This window comes from Pseudomonas agarici, from assembly GCF_001543125.1.
GTDB classification, from domain to species: Bacteria; Pseudomonadota; Gammaproteobacteria; order Pseudomonadales; family Pseudomonadaceae; genus Aquipseudomonas; species Aquipseudomonas agarici.
The window spans coordinates 1,154,230-1,170,819 of the sequence record NZ_CP014135.1; the positions used below are offsets into that span (position 1 = coordinate 1,154,230).

The following is a 16,590-nucleotide window of genomic DNA, read 5'->3' on the forward strand; positions in this document are numbered from 1 at the left end:
AATGCGTTCAAGGGAGGGCCGGATCATTTTCCTGTCATTTGTTCTCGACAGATGGTAGAAGGCTCGCCGAGCCCCGATATAGAGGGTTTTGTAGGATTTTTTTCGACCACTCAATCCAAAGAAGCAATGCATGAACCCAGGTAAAATCGCAGTAGGGTTATCCGCCTTTTTGTTGTTCGCCAGTGGCGCGGCGCAAGCGCGTGGTGTGCTGGATTTTCTCGACCCGCCGGCGCACCACGAAAAGCAGAGATACGGTTCCGGCTCCATCAGCCAGGGCGCGGCGCTCGATCTTTATTCCAGCCAGGAGCGTCAGCCGTCGTTCGAGGGGTGTGCGACGTTGTTCCCCAACGCCAAGCCAATCAGCCTGGGCAGCGTGCCGGCGACCATGAAACCCCTGGCGCTGTGTTCCGATCATTTCGCAGTGCTCTACTCGCAAACCAGCAAGACCCCGCTGGTGGTGGTCGAGCGTCTGAGTTCCGCGCAGTTGAAGGACGCCAAGGGTGAGGAGCGCACCAACCAGTTCTACCCGGACCCGCGCATCCCCAAGGGCGGCCGGGCCGAACTGAGTGATTACCGTGGCCAGCATCCGGCAGTGGACCGTGGTCATCAGTCGCCGGCGGCGGATGCGCCGAACCCGAATGCCATGGCCCAATCCTTCGCGCTGTCGAACATGGTGCCGCAAGATCCGACCAACAACCGCAAAATCTGGAGCAAGGTCGAGGCGGATGTGCGCAAATTCGCGATGCGTGCCGAGGGCAACGTCTATGTCTTTACCGGCCCGCTGTTCGACGACGGCCACGGGACCATCGGCGACAACCAGGTCTGGGTGCCCACGCGACTGTTCAAGCTGGTCTACGACAGTGCGTCCGGGCGAGCCTGGGCTTATGTGCTGCCGAATGCGCAAACCCGCATCGAGCGACCGATGGACTACCCGACCTTCGTCAAGACCACCGGGCTGCGCCTGTTGGATACCCTGCCGGTGTCGGGATCGTTGGCCAAGGGTTAGCCTACGGCCCGGATCGTGTCTACACGGAGCGGATCGTTCCGGTGCCACGCAGCCACTTGAATGAAATCCTTCTGTTCAGGGTGGGAGTCGGTACCAGGTCAGGATTGTCGGAATGGCCCATCCGCCCTCGGCAATTTCCCACGGTTGTTTCGGACTGGACGGCATTAATATAAGAGAGATGCCCTCTACTAATAAAGTAAAGGGCACTCTCTCATATATTGAAGATAATCATCTGTTCCAAAGCCAAAGTGTTCATAAAAAACGAGAAGGTTGACCGCTGCGGCTTCACACAATCGATGATCAATTACCGGCAGCGCCAACCACGTCGATCAAGTAATCAAAGCAGATTTTTTGTGAGGGCGGTTCACAAACCAATCTTGCCTATTAACGGGGCTATTCGGTGCGCTACCATCTTTATGGCATTACTGTATAGAACTCATGGATTTTAAAGGTATACGAAAAAAGCATAAATTAGCGGCAGGTTTATTAATCCATCTGCTGGACAAACGGGAGGATGTGTCTAAAGTCGTGTGCATAGATAAAGTCATCGATTAGCAGGCTATCGATTGAATCGAAGTTATGTGAGCCATTAACCCGTTAGATGGACCGGAGCTGGCCAAGGAGGGGATATGAAATTTGAGTCACTCATCGATTTATTTCTCGCAAATGTCGAACATCAACCTGCCACATTACTGACTTATTTGTACGAGGGTGAAGTACCTGGCTTCACCCTCACGCATGAGCAACTGGCTGATCGTGCTCAGCGCCTGGCTGGTTGGCTTGTTGCAAATGGTTATTCCGGCCAGCGAGCCGTGCTTCTCTATCCCCCTGGGCTCGAATTCATCGAAGCGTTCATGGCCTGTATGTTTGCGGGTGTGATCGCTGTGCCTGTGGCCCCGGCGCGGCTCTCCGATAATGGACCCAAGGGCAAGCGCGTTCAGGCGATTATACGAGACTCTAAGCCGGCAATCATATTGGGCGTGACTCAGATAATTCAGCAGGCTCCGGACTTTGTTGGTCATTATCCTGACTTTGCCGAGATAGCATGGTTTGCGACCGATAATACCGAGGTCTGGTGGCATTATGCATTTACCCCGCAGCCTCTTGGCGCTCATCAACTCGCCTGTTTGCAATACACTTCAGGGTCGACGGCGATTCCCAAGGGGGTTATGCTTTCACATCAAAATCTGTTGCATAATTTAGCTCTTTTCGATCACCGTGCCGGTCATCAAACAGACAGTCGAATTGTAACGTGGCTGCCTCATTTTCATGATCTTGGTTTGCTCTATGGCGTACTCTTTCCTCTCTACAAAGGTGTCTCAAGTTATTTGTTGCCGCCACTTTCGGTCGTGCAAAAGCCGGCTCGTTGGTTGCAGGCTATTTCAAATTTTAACGGCAGCCATACAATGGGGCCGAACTTTATCTATGATCACTGCTGCGACCGAGTGACTGAAGCTGAATGCCAGGGGCTCGATCTCTCGTCCTGGCGTCTGACAATTAACGGTGCGGAGCCGGTACGAGCCAATGCCATCCGGCGCTTCAACGAAAAGTTCTCTCCCTATGGCCTCAGTCCATACACCGTGAGCGGCGGATACGGACTGGCGGAAGCGACCTGTCTGGTTACCGCCAAGGAGTGGAACTCGCCGACGCGCAGTCTCAAACTATCGTCCGAGGCGTTAAAACATCACCTTGTCCAACCGGCAAAGCCGGATGAGGCGGTCAGCGAAATTGTGTCTTGCGGTGCTCCGGTGGCACTGGGTACGACGCTCAAAATTGTCGATCCTGATGGGCAAACGTGTTCGGCCGAATGTATCGGGGAAATATGGCTACGAAATGACAGCGTAGCCAGTGGTTATTGGCAGCGTCCGACGCAGAGCGCCCAGACGTTTGGCGCCAGGTTGGCCAACGACGCCACCGGTCCGTCCTTTTTGCGCACGGGCGATCTTGGCTTTCTAAATGGAGGCGAGCTGTTCATTACCGGCAGGATTAAGGATTTGATCATTGTCGGTGGCAGCAATTACTACCCTCAGGACGCCGAGGGAGAGATTGTGCTGGCTCATCCGGCGTTCAAACCCAGTGGCTGCGCGGTATTTACCGTGGAACGGGAGGAGGCGGAAAAAGTTATCGTCGTGCAGGAATTGGTTCGCAATTATGCTCGCTGGTCGTTTGACGAGATGTTCGCGGCGGTCAGGCGGGCGGTCGGCTCGATCTATGAGCTACCCGTTGAGGCAATCGTGCTGATCAGCCCCGGCAGCACACTGAAGACATCCAGCGGCAAGATTCAGCGAGCGTCCTCCAGGCAGGCCTACCTCGATGGTTCGTTGCACACGATCGCGCAATGGGATCGTCGCGATGCCATGGCAAAAGAAAGTTCTGCGCTGGACCGCCCCCCAGCGGCGTTGTGTTCGTTACCCGCTGATCTTGAAGCATTTATGATCGCCTGTGTCTGCGAACTGACGATGTTGCCGCCATCGGCTGTCGATATCAGCCGCCCCTTTGCCGAGTTTGGGCTGAGTTCGATCCAGGGGACCCAACTCATGAGCCAATTGACGGAGCGATTCAGCCTGGAGGTGCCCGTCACTGCTTTCTATGACTATCCCAGCATTCAACAGCTCACCCGTCTGTTGACCAGTCGTTGGCTGCTCGGTCTCGTTTGTGCCGAAGCGGCTGTGCTCCTCGAATCTCCCGCAGCAACGTCAATCGCCACCCACCGTTCTTTCCAGGAATTGGGGCTGGATAACCTGATGGTTGTCGAGTTGCACAACAGGCTTGCCGCCACTACTGGATTGCGGCTTGAAGGAAGCGTTGCGTCTGAACACTCCACTGCATTGTCATTCTCTGCGTTTTTGACCGCTGAACTTTTGGGGCGTCTGCCGGAGTCCGATGCGAGTTCTGGAGCACCGTGTTCAGTGGAGGGAGAAGAGGACCCTATTGCCATCGTGTCGATGAGTTGTCGGTTCCCGGGCGCCGGTACACCCGAAGAGCTGTGGAAATTGCTAGTCGATGGAGAAGACGCTATTTCAGGGTTTCCCGAGAATCGCGGCTGGGATCTCGATGGCTTTTACCGTCTCACCTCGGGCGCAACGGACAAGCGTTATGCACGCGAAGGTGGTTTTCTTTATGACTGCGATGGTTTTGATCCGGCCTTTTTTGGCGTGAGCCCGCGCGAAGCGTTGGCTATCGATCCGCAGCAACGGTTACTGCTCGAGCTCGCCTGGGAGGCGCTGGAACGTGCGGGCATTGATCCAGTCCAGCACGATGGTGGCAACAGTGGTGTCTTTATCGGCATTTTCGCCAATGACTACCTCGCGCAACACCCGCCCTCAAGCATCGAGCACTTGAAAGATCATGTGGTCACTGGCTGTGCGACGAGCGTTGCCGCTGGTCGTCTAGCCTACTTCTTTGATTTCCAAGGCCCGGCGGTCAGTGTCGATACGGCCTGTAGTTCATCCCTGGTCGCTCTCCATCTCGCTGCGCAAGCGCTGCAACGCGGCGAGTGTACGCTGGCACTGGCCGGTGGGGCGACGGTCATGGCGACCCTGAATACGTTCATATTGTTGGATCCGCAAAGCGCGGGGGCAGCGGACGGGCGCTGCAAAGCTTTCTCTGCCGAGGCAGACGGCGCGGGGTGGGCCGAAGGTGCGGGGATGTTGTTACTGGAACGTGTGTCCGATGCCAAGCGCAACGGTCACCCGGTACTGGCGCTGATCAAAGGTTCCGCGATTAATCAGGACGGTAAAAGCCAAGGCTTGACGGCACCTAACGGTCTTGCGCAGGAGCGTGTCATCCGCCAGGCGTTGGTCAATGCCCGGCTTACCCCTCAAGACGTGGATGCCGTCGAAGCTCATGGTACGGGAACCCCTCTTGGTGATCCGATTGAGGCCAAGGCGGTGTTTGCGACGTATGGTAGCGCCCACTCCCGCGAACAACCGCTGTGGCTCGGCAGCCTCAAGTCCAATCTTGGTCACAGCCAGGCAGCGGCTGGTGTCGGTGCGGTCATCAAGATGGTTCTGGCCCTGCAGAATAGGGTGTTGCCCAAAACCCTGCATGTGCAACGTCCGTCACCGCATGTCGACTGGTCTTCTGGCAGTGTTCGTTTGCTCACCGATTCCGTTCCCTGGAAGGCTGGTAGTCGCCCACGTCGTGCGGGTATCTCGTCATTCGGAATGTCCGGCACCAACGCCCATGTGATTATTGAAGACGCGCCCGATGCCACGCGGCCATCGGTCCAGAGTTCCTTGCCACCAGTAGATGCCTGGCCGATTCTGCTTTCAGCAAAGAGTGAGGTGGCCCTGCGTGCCCAGGCCCGGCGTTTGCACGAGCATCTGTTGGCCGATGCGGGCCTTGCCCTGGTCGATGTGGCCTATTCGCTGGCGACCCACCGAACGCAGTTCGAGCATCGTGCCGCCGTCGTCGTGGCGGAACGCAACGAGTTACTCGTCGCGCTTGAGTCCTTGGCCCAGGGCTTGCCCGTCCCAAGGAGCGCTAGCGGCCGTAGCGTTAGAGGGAAGGTGGTTTTCGTCTTTCCCGGGCAAGGCTCGGAGTGGGCGGGTATGGCGAGCGTGCTGCTGGCAACCGCACCGGTGTTCAAAGCGCAGATCGAGGCGTGCGAGCGTGCCTTCGCTCCCTATCTCGACTGGTCCTTAGGTGAGGTATTGAGCGGCATCGACAATCGTGAACTCAATCAAGTCGATGTCGTGCAGCCTGTTCTTTTCGCTGTAATGGTATCGCTGGCGGCGCTCTGGCGCTCGATGGGTATCGAGCCCGATGCCGTGGTGGGTCACAGCCAGGGGGAGATTGCCGCGGCCTTTGTTGCCGGAGCGCTGTCACTCGAGGATGCGGCGCAAATTGTTATTCGGCGAAGCCAGGCGTTCAAGGGCCTGCCAGGCAAAGGTGCGATGTTGACCGTGGCACTCGGTGCCGAAGCCCTGGCGCCGTACCTGATGCCATGGGGCGAACGGCTGTCTATCGCGGCAGTCAACAGCCCGGATGCGACACTGGTGGCGGGGGAGGCGCAGGCCATTGAAGTTTTATTGAACGAACTGACGCAGGCGCAAATCTTCGCTCGCAGGCTAAATGTCGAGGGGGCCTCGCACTGTGCCTTGGTGGAGAGTGTCGGTCAGGAGTTTTTGCGCCACCTTGCTCCTATCGCACCTCGCACCAGTGAGCTCGCGCTGTATTCAACGGTGACCGGCGACCTGATCGAGGGCACGGAGCTGGATGCTCGGCATTGGTACCGTAACCTGCGCCAGACCGTGCGTTTTGTCGACGTGACTGAAAAGCTGTTGGATAACGGGCACCGCTTCTTCATTGAAGTCAGTCCTCATCCTGTACTGAACGTCGCGCTAAAACAAACCCTGGAGAAGAGATCGTTCGCCACGGCTGTTGCCGGTACGCTGCGTCGCCAGAATGGCGACCTTGCCCGCCTGCTGCTGTCTGTCGCCGAACTACAGGTCCAAGGCTTGCCGGTGGACTGGAAGCGCTTCTTTGCACCTTATCCGGCGCAGGCGGTCGGGCTGCCTACGTATGCTTTCCAGCATGAGCGCTTCTGGCTGAAGGCCAGCAAACATAAAGAAGCCAATGCCGCTACCTTGGGGCAGGGAGCGGTGGACCATCCGCTATTGGCCTCCGTCATTACCCTGGCTGACGGCGAGGGCTATATTTTCAGTGGTCGCTTATCTCTCGCCGAGCAGCTCTGGCTCGCCGGTCACAACGTTTCTGGTTCAGTGATTTTGCCGGGCACGGCGTTACTCGAACTCGCGTTGCTGGGGGGGCATCATGTTGCTCTTGATCTTGTTGAAGAACTCACCCTGGAAGCGCCCCTGGCACTTCCCGCCGAGGGTGCGGTGCTGTTGCAGATGGTTATCGGCGCCCAGAACGCAACGGGCCAAAGGCCACTGACGATCTACAGCCAGGCCCAGGACGGATTTGCGGATACGCCTTGGGTGCGACATGCCAGTGGGACGCTGGCGGCCGAGATCGAGGTGGCCTCTTTCGATCTGGGCCGATGGCCGCCCGAGGGAGTCGTATCTGTATCTATCGAGGGACTCTATGAAAGGTTGGCTGCGCTCGGTTTGAGCTACGGCGCCGATTTCCAGGGCTTGCGCGCGATCTGGCAGTTGGATGAGGCGATTTTCTGTGAAGTCCGGCTCCCTGACACTCTCGTAGAGGAGGCCGCGAACTTTGCCATTCATCCTGCATTGCTCGATGCGGCGCTGCATGCATTGATGGTTGACGACGCTGGCCAGGCGCCCCTCGCGATGCCTTTTTCCTGGATGGGTGTTTCCTTGCTCCGGGTGGGCGCTAGCTTGTTACGAGTGCGTTTGGAGCGGCAAAAAGAGTCAGGCGATATCCAACTGGATATCGCCGACGCTGATGGCAACGCGTTGGCCTCGATTCAGGCGTTGACGCTGCGCCCCGTCTCCACCAGGCAACTCAACACTCAAGACACGCTGCTTGAGCTTCGCTGGACCCCTTCACCTTGGTCCAAGGTCGCCGCCACCTTTGTGCATTGCGCATTTCTCGGTGTTTGTGGCGACAAGCAAGAGGGACAGACAGACGGGCTTGAGGGTGAAAGTTACCCCGATCTTCCGGCCTTGCAGCGGTCGCTTGATGACGGTGCGGCGGCTCCTGAAATTGTCATTCTGGCGTTACCAGTACCCGCGTCAAAGGATCTGGTGGCTGCCGCCCATGGGGCAGCCGCTCTGGAGCTGTCGTTTCTGCAAAGTTGGCTCAAAGACTCTCGCCTTGCTTCCACGCGACTGGTTCTGCTGACGTCTCACGCAGTTGCCACTTCGAGTGATGACGCTCTCCTTGAGCTCGCTTGCGCACCGCTCTGGGGACTTGCCCGTACCACGCAAAGCGAGAACCCCGATCTGCCGATTTTCCTCGTCGATACCGACGATAGCGAAGCTTCATACCGCGTGCTGTCCAAGGGCGTAGCCATGGGGCATCGGCAATTCGCCTTGCGCAACGGGCAGTGTCTGCTTCCTCAATTGGCCAGGGTTGGTGCGCAGGATCTGTTAACGACCCCGAAGGCGCCCGTGGGATCGCACCCTGTGACCGCAGGCTCCCTTGCTGGCCGGGCGCTGGTCACTCGCTCCGACGCTCCGGCATTCGATCCAGAGGGCACCGTTCTGATATCGGGTGCAACGGGCACGTTGGGTGCGTTGATAGCCCGTCATCTGGTCAGTCGATGGAGGGTCAAGCACCTGCTGTTGGTCTCACGCCAAGGGCTTGGCGCGACCGGCGCGACCCACTTGCTTGCGGAGTTGCAGGCCGCAGGTGCCGAGGTCACCATTATGGCCTGCGACGTCGCCGAGCGCGCCGCGCTGCAAGACCTTTTGAACCGCGTTCCGGCGGCCCATCCACTGACCGCGATCGTGCATGCGGCCGGTATTCTTGATGATGGCGTGCTCGATGCCATGAGCCCCGAGCGTCTTGATCGAGTCTTCTTACCCAAGCTCGATGCCGCCTGGCACTTGCATCAGCTCACGCTGCACCTGCACCTTTCGGCCTTCGTGCTCTTTTCTTCGATTTCCGCCCTTGTCGGTAGTCCCGGTCAAGCCAATTACGCTGCCGCCAACAGCTTTCTCGATGCCCTGGCGCAGCAACGCCGAGCTCAAGGGCTTGTCGCCACCTCGATAGCCTGGGGATATTGGGAGCAGGTATCTGGCGTGGCAAAACTCAGCGCTGCCGATATCACGCGAATGGAGCAGCAAGGTGTGCTTGGGCTCTCGTCGGCTCAAGGCCTGGCTTTGTTCGATGCGGCGCTGGCGAGGCCAGAGGCTACGCTGGTCGCAGCGCGTTTTGATATGAACAGACTCGCTGCTCGCGCTGATGGTCCCGCTCTGTTGTTCCGTGGGCTGTTACGCCGCCGCCGCGAGCGGCCGACCGCCAGTGGCGTCACTGCGAGTGCTTCGTTTGCTCAACAGTTGTCGGCGCTACCGAGTACCGATCGCCGGCAAGCTCTGCTGGAGCTTGTGCGCAGCAAAGCCAGCACGGTTCTTGGCCTTGCCGCGACAGAGATCGAGCCCACTCGTTCGCTACAGGAACTAGGGCTTGATTCTCTTATGGCCGTTGAACTGCGAAACAATCTGGCGGCGGCAACGGGCCTGTCACTGCAAGTCAAAGTTGTGCTCGATCACCCCACTCCTGAAGCCTTGGTGGTGACTCTGCTAAAGCGTCTTGAGGCCGAACTCTCCACGGGCTCATCGGTGCCAGCCGTCTCCTCACCGGAGGAGCAGGATGGACGCTTGATTGGACTGCTTCGCCAGGCGCGGGTGACAGGGGCCTATGAAGAGAGTCTGAAAGCCATAGAAACAGCGATGCAAGCTCGCGTCAGTACGGAGCAGTCAAAGGCGGTAGCGCAAGCTGAAGCGTCGCCCGTTCGACTGAGCAGTGGTCCGCAGGCAATCTGTTTGTTGTGTTTCCCGTCCTTCCTGCTGCCATCCGGGCCCATTGTATTTGCGCGTTTTGCTGCCGAGTTCAGAGGCAGACGTGACCTGTTGGTCGTACCACATTCGGGTTATCGCAGCGGTCAGCCATTACCAGAAAATCTCGATGATTTAGTGGCCTCGCGAGCGCGACTCGTCCTCGCCAGTGCCGGGAATGCACCCTTTGTCCTCCTGGGACATTCTTCGGGAGGGTGGGTTGCGTATAGGGTAGCCGAGTATCTGGAGCGCATCGGACGTGGGCCGGTAGGGGTAGTGCTATTGGATTCGCACAAGATGGAGCAAGTCACTGCGTCGATAATAGCCGAACTGAGCGCGCAGGCTATTGAGACCACCTCTTTATTAGGGAGTATTCCGGACACGGCGCTGACAGCGATGGCCTGGTATAGCCGGATGTTCTTCCCGCTTGACAAAGATGGCAGCGAGCTCAATCAACACTGGCAACCGCCAAAGCTGTCCGCCCCTGTCTTACATGTGCAAGTGTCTGAGCGTATGAACGGGCTTAAAGAGCACGAATGGCGTTCGGATTGGGATCGCTCAACTGCAACAGTGACAGTTTCGGGAGATCACAACTCCATGCTGCAAGAGAAGGAAACCGCAACGGCTGTAGAGGAATGGATTGCCTCGTTAACTTAAATCAGTTAGATGAGGATTGTGGGGTTTAAATGATCTTAATCTAAATTAAGGGTGACTTATGTATACTGCGGATGCTTGGGTTTTGCGTTCTGGCGATTCTATGGGCGGTGCAACTGACTCTTTAATCAGAAAAGCCATTGAGTTTGGCGAAATCAAAGATTCGGAAGTATTGGTTGAACCATTGTTCGGTTCCTGGGAAGGCAATATGACGCATGCCATCGAACGCTCACCGATCGATATTTGTGTGGCGCGAGGAGAGCCGGAGGTGGTGCTGGGTAATTCTGGAGTGGTTCGTGTACTTAAATGTGGTCGTGACGTTACTGGCCTTTCAGAGGGTGATAACTGTTTGTTTTTTGGGGCGACTAAGTGTGATCGATATGGTTATGTTGAACTGGCCCATGCTTACGATGCACCCAATACGATAGGCTTGTTGGCCAAGCGCACGAAGGTTGCGGCGAACAATTTATTCCCCATTCCCGATGACTCTCGTTTTACTTTGCAGCAATGGGCCGCCTTTTCAATTCGCTACCTCACTGCATGGTCGAATTGGAGAGTTGCCTACGGGTGTTTGAGATTGCAAATGAATGAAGCGGCTCTTCCGGTTCCACTGGTGTGGGGATGGGGTGGCGGAACAACGGTTGCCGAGCTTGACCTGGCCCGTCACTTTGGATGCGAGCCCACCCTGGTGGCGGGCAATAAGGCTCGCCAACATGAAGCGCAAGCTCTTGGTCTCGAAATAGTTGATCGACGCCTGCTAGCGGATCTCAACTACGATGAAAACAAATATTATACCGATGCCGATTATAAAATGGCGTATAACGCGGCAGAAAAGAAATTTATTGAAATCGTCCAAGAGCGGACCCGACATGCAGGCGTTTCGATATTTGTAGACTACATAGGAAGCCCCGTTCAACGGGCCTCTCTGCGCGGGTTGGCCCGCCAAGGCGTGATCACCACTGCCGGTTGGAAGCTGGGAATGAAAACTACATTTTTACGGGCTAGCGAGTGTATTCGGCGACATATTCATGTCCACACGCATTCTGCCTGTTATTCGGAGGTTCGTGAGGCTATGGTGTTCGCCGAAGCCAATAACTGGATGCCGACGGTGACGGTTGAATACGATTTTGACAGCATCCCGGAACTGGTGTCGGCGTATGCAAATGGCAGTTTGCCCTCTTGTTTTCCGGTCTACAGTGTTAATTCTGTATGAAAGACAAACGTATCAGCAAGACGGCGAGTATCGTTGCGGCAGTTCGTGCGAAACATAGACTCTACGATAGTCCGATCATTTTCAATGATCCATGGGCGATCAAGCTTACCAGTGGGTTTTGGCGTTTTGTTTGCGGTAACAGATTTCTCGCCGCTTGCGTGTTTGATACGCTGTTGGCTGACTTGCGCCCGGCCCAGGCCAGTGTGCTGTGTCGAGCGCGTTTTGCCGAAGATGCACTTGAGCGATCGCTCGAAAAAAATATCCAGGATTATATTATTTTAGGTGCGGGGCTTGATTCATTTGCCCTGAGAAGGGTCGGCTCCATGGAGGCACTACGGGTTTGGGAGTTAGATGCCCCGACGACTCAACAATACAAGAAAAAACTGGTGATGAAGCTGTTGTCGGATATGCCCGCCAATCTGCACTATGTCCCGGTAGACTTCGAACGTCAAGATTTTCAGGCGTCATTAGTGAGCTCTGGATTTTCAAAGGATGTTCCAGCTTTTTTTTCTATTCTTGGTTTGAGTTACTATATTCAAGAGAGGGTTTTTCTGGAGATGATGGCCACTATTGCTAATGATTTTTGCAGTGGTACCGAGCTGGTGGTTGACATAAGAGTACCGAAGGAGTGTGGCGATAGCTGTGATTTTTCGAGATTTGAAAAAATTGAAAAATTTACCGCAAGGCGAGGAGAACAATTGGTTACTCAATTAAATCCTGAGTATTTTAGCAATGTTGCGAAAGGGCTAGGCTTTGAGTTGTGTGAGCACTTGTCGCCAAAGATGCAACGCGAACGGTATTGCCAAGGGCGAGATGACGGCCTGTCTCCAACATCGGAAATTCATCTCTTTCATTTTAGAGTGCCGTAAGGGGCGGGCATGAAAATGTCGTGTGTATTGAATGTTCATGCATGGGCGTTGCCGTTGGTGGGTGACGTCAAGAAGCGGGGCGAGTGTGTTGGTATCACCACGAACCATAAGGGACTCCATATTTTTCGATATATTCCTTGGCGGCTGGCTTCAGGGGCAATGCGTACCGGCCATCATTTTTACCGCCCGAAGGCCCCACTTTCACCACCCAGCCCTGCACCCGTGCCACGTCGATGGGTTTCAGGCATGCGCCTCTAAGCCAGACCCTGGCGATGCCTCCAGGGGCCAGGCCGACCGTCAGCATGTCGCGATAGTCTGTTATCCATTTGCCATCGGCGGCGCAGTACGTTTTCTCACCGACAAGCATGGCTTGCCGGGTTGCCTCGGGAATAACGATATAGGCCTCGTAGGTCTGCGGCTCCACCAGCGATTGCCAGCGCACGTAAATCAGCCGTGGTAAATCAGCCCCCAGGACACGCTTGGTCGCACCGGCCCCTGGATGCTGAGGCCAACCACGTGGATTGCCCTTGAAGTGCTTCGGCGAGTTTCCGGCCACGCCGCTCATGGCGCGACGATAGGCTCGGTCCCGGATATCCACCGCATCGGCGGTTTCGATCCACACCTCCATGTAGTTGGGGGCAAACAATCCCAGGTACCACGCGTCATACGGCAAGCGCCCGGTACCATGGACGCAGCCGCTCAACCACAGCAGCACGCCACACAGCAGCAAGCCTTTAAGTGGGTTCATGGGTGGTACTTCGCCCGTTGATAACCCTCGGCGGGACGGTTGATGAACACCGCCTCCAGATCACTGTTGTTCCATCTTTTTGCGCCTGGGCATCGCGAAGCCGGTGCTGGATCTTCATGGCCCAGGTGACTTTGGTATTACCACGAACCATAGGGAACTCCATATTTCTCGATGTATTCCTTGGCGATTGCGGATAGTGGTCGATGCCTGCCGCTTGACGTACCGTCATAAGGCCCCACTTTCACCACCCAGCCCTGCACCCGTGCCACGTCGATGGGTTTCAGGCATGCGCCCCCAAGCCAGACCCTGGCAATGCCGCCTGGAGCTAGGCCAACCGTCAGCATGCTCCGATAATCCGTGATCCATTTACCGTCAAATGCGCAGTAGGTTTTCTCGCCCTTGAGCATGGCCTGCCGGGTGGTCTCGGGAATAACGATATAAGCCTCATAGGTCTGCGGCTCCACCAGCGATTGCCAGCGCACATAAATCAGCCGTGGTAAATCAGCCCCCAGGACGCGCTTGGTCGCACCGGCCCCTGGATGCTGAGGCCAACCACGTGGATTGCCCTTGAAGTGCTTCGGCGAGTTTCCGGCCACGCCGCTCATGGCGCGACGGTAGGCTCGGTCCCGGATATCCACCGCATCGGCGGTTTCGATCCACACCTCCATGTAGTTGGGGGCAAACAATCCCAGGTACCACGCGTCATACGGCAAGCGCCCGGTACCATGGACGCAGCCGCTCAACCACAACAGCACGCCGCACAGCAGCAAGCCTTTAAGCGGACTCATGGGTGGTACTTCGCCCGTTGATAACCCTCGGCGGGACGGTTGATGAACACCCCTTCCAGATCGCTGTTGTTCCATCCTTTGGCGGCATTCCAATGGGCCGAGAGATGAATGTAATGGCGGCGTAACAACGCGAGATCCTCGGCGTTCAGGAGAGTGAAGGGCTCATGTAAGGCATAGGCCTGCAACTTGGCGGCGATGGGCTGGAGTTCGGCCGGTAACGCCATGCGGTTGTCATCGGGGTCAATCGGATCAAACGCCACCCCAGCACGCACGCCCAGCGCACGCATGATCCGCAGGTACACCAAGGAGAGTTCGCCACGCACCTGACGTTCCCCCGCGATGGCCGCATAAACCCGCTTTTGTGCTGGGGTATCGCGGCGCTGGTGTTGGGTTCCCGTGTCCCAGGTGACAATGCTCAACCCCCCATGCGGGATGTAATGCTGCCAGTAGTCTTGGCTACGTTCGAGGCGCTGTTGGGTACGGCGATAGGCCTCGCTATGTTCGTTGGGTTCCTGGGGCGGGCTGAAGCTGCTGTCGGGTTTGCTCAACAACAGGTTTTCCGTGGACAGCGGCAGGTAACCGCCGCCAACATCGGAGTGGCAACCCGGTACAAACAAATCAGTGTCGGTACGGGTGAGCGAGAAGTTGTGACGATGCTCGTCGTTGGCCACCAGTTGCACCACCTGACGAGCGCTGCCTGGAGCGAGGCGTAGATTCACGCCAGGATTAAGGGCGTTGTGCGGACTGAAATCGTTGCTCAGCGGAGCAACGATGCCGGCCACGGTATCGAACAGGCCGATAAAATTGAGGATGACGTCGCTGCCGGCACGCCAGGCGAAGGTTTCAGCAAACCCCGGTGTACCGACCGGCATGGCCCGAGCCAGCAGGCTGTCTGCCCCTTTGAGCAGGTCATTGGCGCAGTGCCGAGCTGCCGCCGCGCCGCGACTGAAGCCAAACAGATCGACTTCAAGGCGCCGAATCTTGAGGCCGGGGTTGTTTTCTCGAAACCGCCGTAACTGCTGCAGGACCAAGGCAGGTGCCTGTTCGACCCTGGCCACCACGCCGGTATCCCCTTGGCCGCTGCTCTGGGTGTAGAGGGAGTCACTCTGGCCGCTGCTTGTGCCGATGCCTTCGACGTAGACCTTGATATGAGCTTGCTCCACCCTGTTTGGTAATTGCACGTCGGCCTGATCCGGATAAAGGTCATGCAGAAGTGCGACATTGCTGGTGGCATTGCCATAGCTATTGTCGGGAGGCACTCCAGATGCATCGAAGCCATAGGTGGTACAGAGTTGGCGAATCATAACCGCCGTCTCCCTATCCATACCCAGGTCACTGGCCCGGCAACCTTCACCGATCGCGCTGTTGCCCTGATTGTTGCCGGTGCCGTCGAAGAACAAGCCCAGATGGAGCACGATACCGCTTTGCTCCAGCTCCTCTTCTTCTTCCTCCTCTTCCAGGATGAGCTCCCGGATTGGCATTTCAGGCTTGGCCGTCGCCGGCGCAGGAGTTGGCGCAGGCGCGACAATCGGGGCGCGGCTGGCAGCAGCGCTGGTGTGCGATGCCTGCTCGACCGGTGCAATCAACCGATTGCGACCCGGTGGACAGCCGCAATGGACTCGTGCGCCGTCCAGCGCGGTGGCAACCCCCATCCATTTCATGGCCGGCAGGCTTTCGACAATCACCCCGGCTTTGCCGCATAACGGGCAAGGGGTGGTTTTATCGCCGAGCCGCAAGACGCCTCGACCACCGCCTTGCGTGGCACTGGGCAGGCTGCTGATACACACCGCGCCGGTGGTGGTCCGATCACCGTCCAGGCCTTGTCCCATGCCGTCGACACTTCCTCGACCCATGATTCAGCCCTCAATCGATGGCAGGCAAGCGAATTCCTCGCAGCCAGCCAGTGGCGGTTCGGTAAAAGCCGACGGATTCAGCGTCTCGAAAACTTCAAGGGAGGTTGGGTGGGTGTAGCGCTGCTGCAAAGGTATATTCATTTTGTTATTCCTAGTCCTTTGGGCTTTTTTGGGCGGCTGTTCCTGCGTCACGTTGTTGTGTGCCTGTAATCGGACGAATATCAGGGCAATGACTGCAAGAAGAGCGGCTGGCCGTTCAAAGGCTAGCGTCCGGGTCGCCAAAAGTAAGTAGGAAGCATCTGAAACAGACTTCGAAATATTGCCTTGTCTGTCATGGAGTCGGTTTCAGCAGGCGTTTGGTATGGCTTGATCAGTCGATTGCAGTTCATGGCTTGACCCTCTTTTTTTGATGGTCGCTAGCTCCTTGTAAAATCAAGCACTTAGGATGGGGCAAAAAAAGAGGGGTAAACTAACAATCTGGGAATATTTCCCTTTGCGGGCAATGTATTATCATTGAATCGCTCTGGTTCACTGCCGCATAGGCAGCTCAGAAATCGCGGATTGGATGGATTAGCGGTAGACGCCCGTTCACTGCCGCATAGGCAGCTCAGAAATGCCGTCAGCGCTAACACCATTCAGAACGCGTGTTCACTGCCGCATAGGCAGCTCAGAAAACTTGAGCCCGGCGAAATTGTGCACCACAAAAGTTCACTGCCGCATAGGCAGCTCAGAAAATGCCGCGGTCTGAACCAGCGTTGCTTGAAGGGTTCACTGCCGCATAGGCAGCTCAGAAATGCCAGTAATCGGCTAAGCGGTAGTGCATCGGGTTCACTGCCGCATAGGCAGCTCAGAAATACTACCGGCGACCCAGTAACCGATGGTATCCGTTCACTGCCGCATAGGCAGCTCAGAAAGGTTAAAAGGATGATCCTTTTGATCTTGGTATGTTCACTGCCGCATAGGCAGCTCAGAAATCCTTGCGAATCGCGGGTTGGAGTACCACACGGTTCACTGCCGCATAGGCAGC

The 16,590-nt window shown here is 56.8% G+C and carries 8 protein-coding genes and 1 CRISPR repeat array; of the genes, 4 read left to right on the plus strand and 4 right to left on the minus strand.

Annotated features, from left to right (window positions below):
* The first annotated feature begins 130 nt into the window (after window positions 1–130).
* The 4 genes from AWM79_RS05145 to AWM79_RS05160 all read left to right on the plus strand — a co-directional run bounded on the left by AWM79_RS05145 (window position 131) and on the right by AWM79_RS05160 (window position 12,174).
* Window positions 131–1,006 carry a DNA/RNA non-specific endonuclease gene (locus AWM79_RS05145; protein ID WP_017131260.1) on the plus strand — a complete coding sequence of 292 codons (876 nt, stop codon included), beginning with the start codon at window positions 131–133 and terminating at the stop codon, window positions 1,004–1,006.
* A 629-nt stretch (window positions 1,007–1,635) separates the two neighbouring features.
* Window positions 1,636–10,095 (plus strand): type I polyketide synthase, encoded by an 8,460-nt coding sequence (locus tag AWM79_RS05150; RefSeq protein WP_060782308.1) that lies wholly within the window; start codon window positions 1,636–1,638, stop codon window positions 10,093–10,095.
* 58 nt (window positions 10,096–10,153) lie between these two features.
* Entirely contained in the window at window positions 10,154–11,305 is a 1,152-nt protein-coding gene (locus tag AWM79_RS05155) for an MDR/zinc-dependent alcohol dehydrogenase-like family protein (RefSeq protein WP_156430076.1), read from the plus strand.
* Window positions 11,302–12,174: a class I SAM-dependent methyltransferase gene (locus AWM79_RS05160; RefSeq protein WP_060782310.1), complete on the plus strand. Its 873-nt coding sequence runs from the start codon at window positions 11,302–11,304 to the stop codon at window positions 12,172–12,174. Before AWM79_RS05155 ends, AWM79_RS05160 begins: the two co-directional genes overlap by 4 nt.
* Window positions 12,175–12,268: 94 nt before the next feature.
* Here the strand turns inward: AWM79_RS05160 and AWM79_RS05165 are convergent, their stop codons facing one another.
* From AWM79_RS05165 to AWM79_RS24850, 4 genes are all read right to left on the minus strand, one after another.
* A complete protein-coding gene (locus tag AWM79_RS05165; RefSeq protein ID WP_060782311.1) occupies window positions 12,269–12,922 on the minus strand; it encodes a DUF2931 family protein in 654 nt (217 codons plus the stop codon).
* A 137-nt stretch (window positions 12,923–13,059) separates the two neighbouring features.
* Entirely contained in the window at window positions 13,060–13,710 is a 651-nt protein-coding gene (locus AWM79_RS05170; RefSeq protein ID WP_060782312.1) for a DUF2931 family protein, read from the minus strand.
* Entirely contained in the window at window positions 13,707–15,563 is a 1,857-nt protein-coding gene (locus AWM79_RS05175; RefSeq protein WP_060782313.1) for a phospholipase effector Tle1 domain-containing protein, read from the minus strand. The genes AWM79_RS05170 and AWM79_RS05175 overlap by 4 nt, the downstream gene beginning before the upstream one ends.
* A gap of 3 nt (window positions 15,564–15,566) precedes the next feature.
* Window positions 15,567–15,704 carry a hypothetical protein gene (locus AWM79_RS24850; protein ID WP_156430077.1) on the minus strand — a complete coding sequence of 46 codons (138 nt, stop codon included), beginning with the start codon at window positions 15,702–15,704 and terminating at the stop codon, window positions 15,567–15,569.
* A 385-nt stretch (window positions 15,705–16,089) separates the two neighbouring features.
* A CRISPR array of direct repeats spans window positions 16,090–16,537; the repeat unit is 28 nt; unit sequence GTTCACTGCCGCATAGGCAGCTCAGAAA.
* Window positions 16,538–16,590 lie beyond the last annotated feature (53 nt).

Bases quoted from the DNA above. Each gene is read 5' to 3' on its own strand.
- AWM79_RS05175 (WP_060782313.1), bottom strand. From the start codon at position 15,563: ATGGGTCGAGGAAGTGTCGACGGCATGGGACAAGGCCTGGACGGTGAT.
- AWM79_RS05165 (WP_060782311.1), bottom strand. From the start codon at position 12,922: ATGAACCCACTTAAAGGCTTGCTGCTGTGTGGCGTGCTGCTGTGGTTG.
- AWM79_RS05150 (WP_060782308.1), top strand. From the start codon at position 1,636: ATGAAATTTGAGTCACTCATCGATTTATTTCTCGCAAATGTCGAACAT.
- AWM79_RS05160 (WP_060782310.1), top strand. From the start codon at position 11,302: ATGAAAGACAAACGTATCAGCAAGACGGCGAGTATCGTTGCGGCAGTT.
- AWM79_RS05145 (WP_017131260.1), top strand. From the start codon at position 131: ATGAACCCAGGTAAAATCGCAGTAGGGTTATCCGCCTTTTTGTTGTTC.
- AWM79_RS24850 (WP_156430077.1), bottom strand. From the start codon at position 15,704: ATGAATATACCTTTGCAGCAGCGCTACACCCACCCAACCTCCCTTGAA.
- AWM79_RS05170 (WP_060782312.1), bottom strand. From the start codon at position 13,710: ATGAGTCCGCTTAAAGGCTTGCTGCTGTGCGGCGTGCTGTTGTGGTTG.
- AWM79_RS05155 (WP_156430076.1), top strand. From the start codon at position 10,154: ATGTATACTGCGGATGCTTGGGTTTTGCGTTCTGGCGATTCTATGGGC.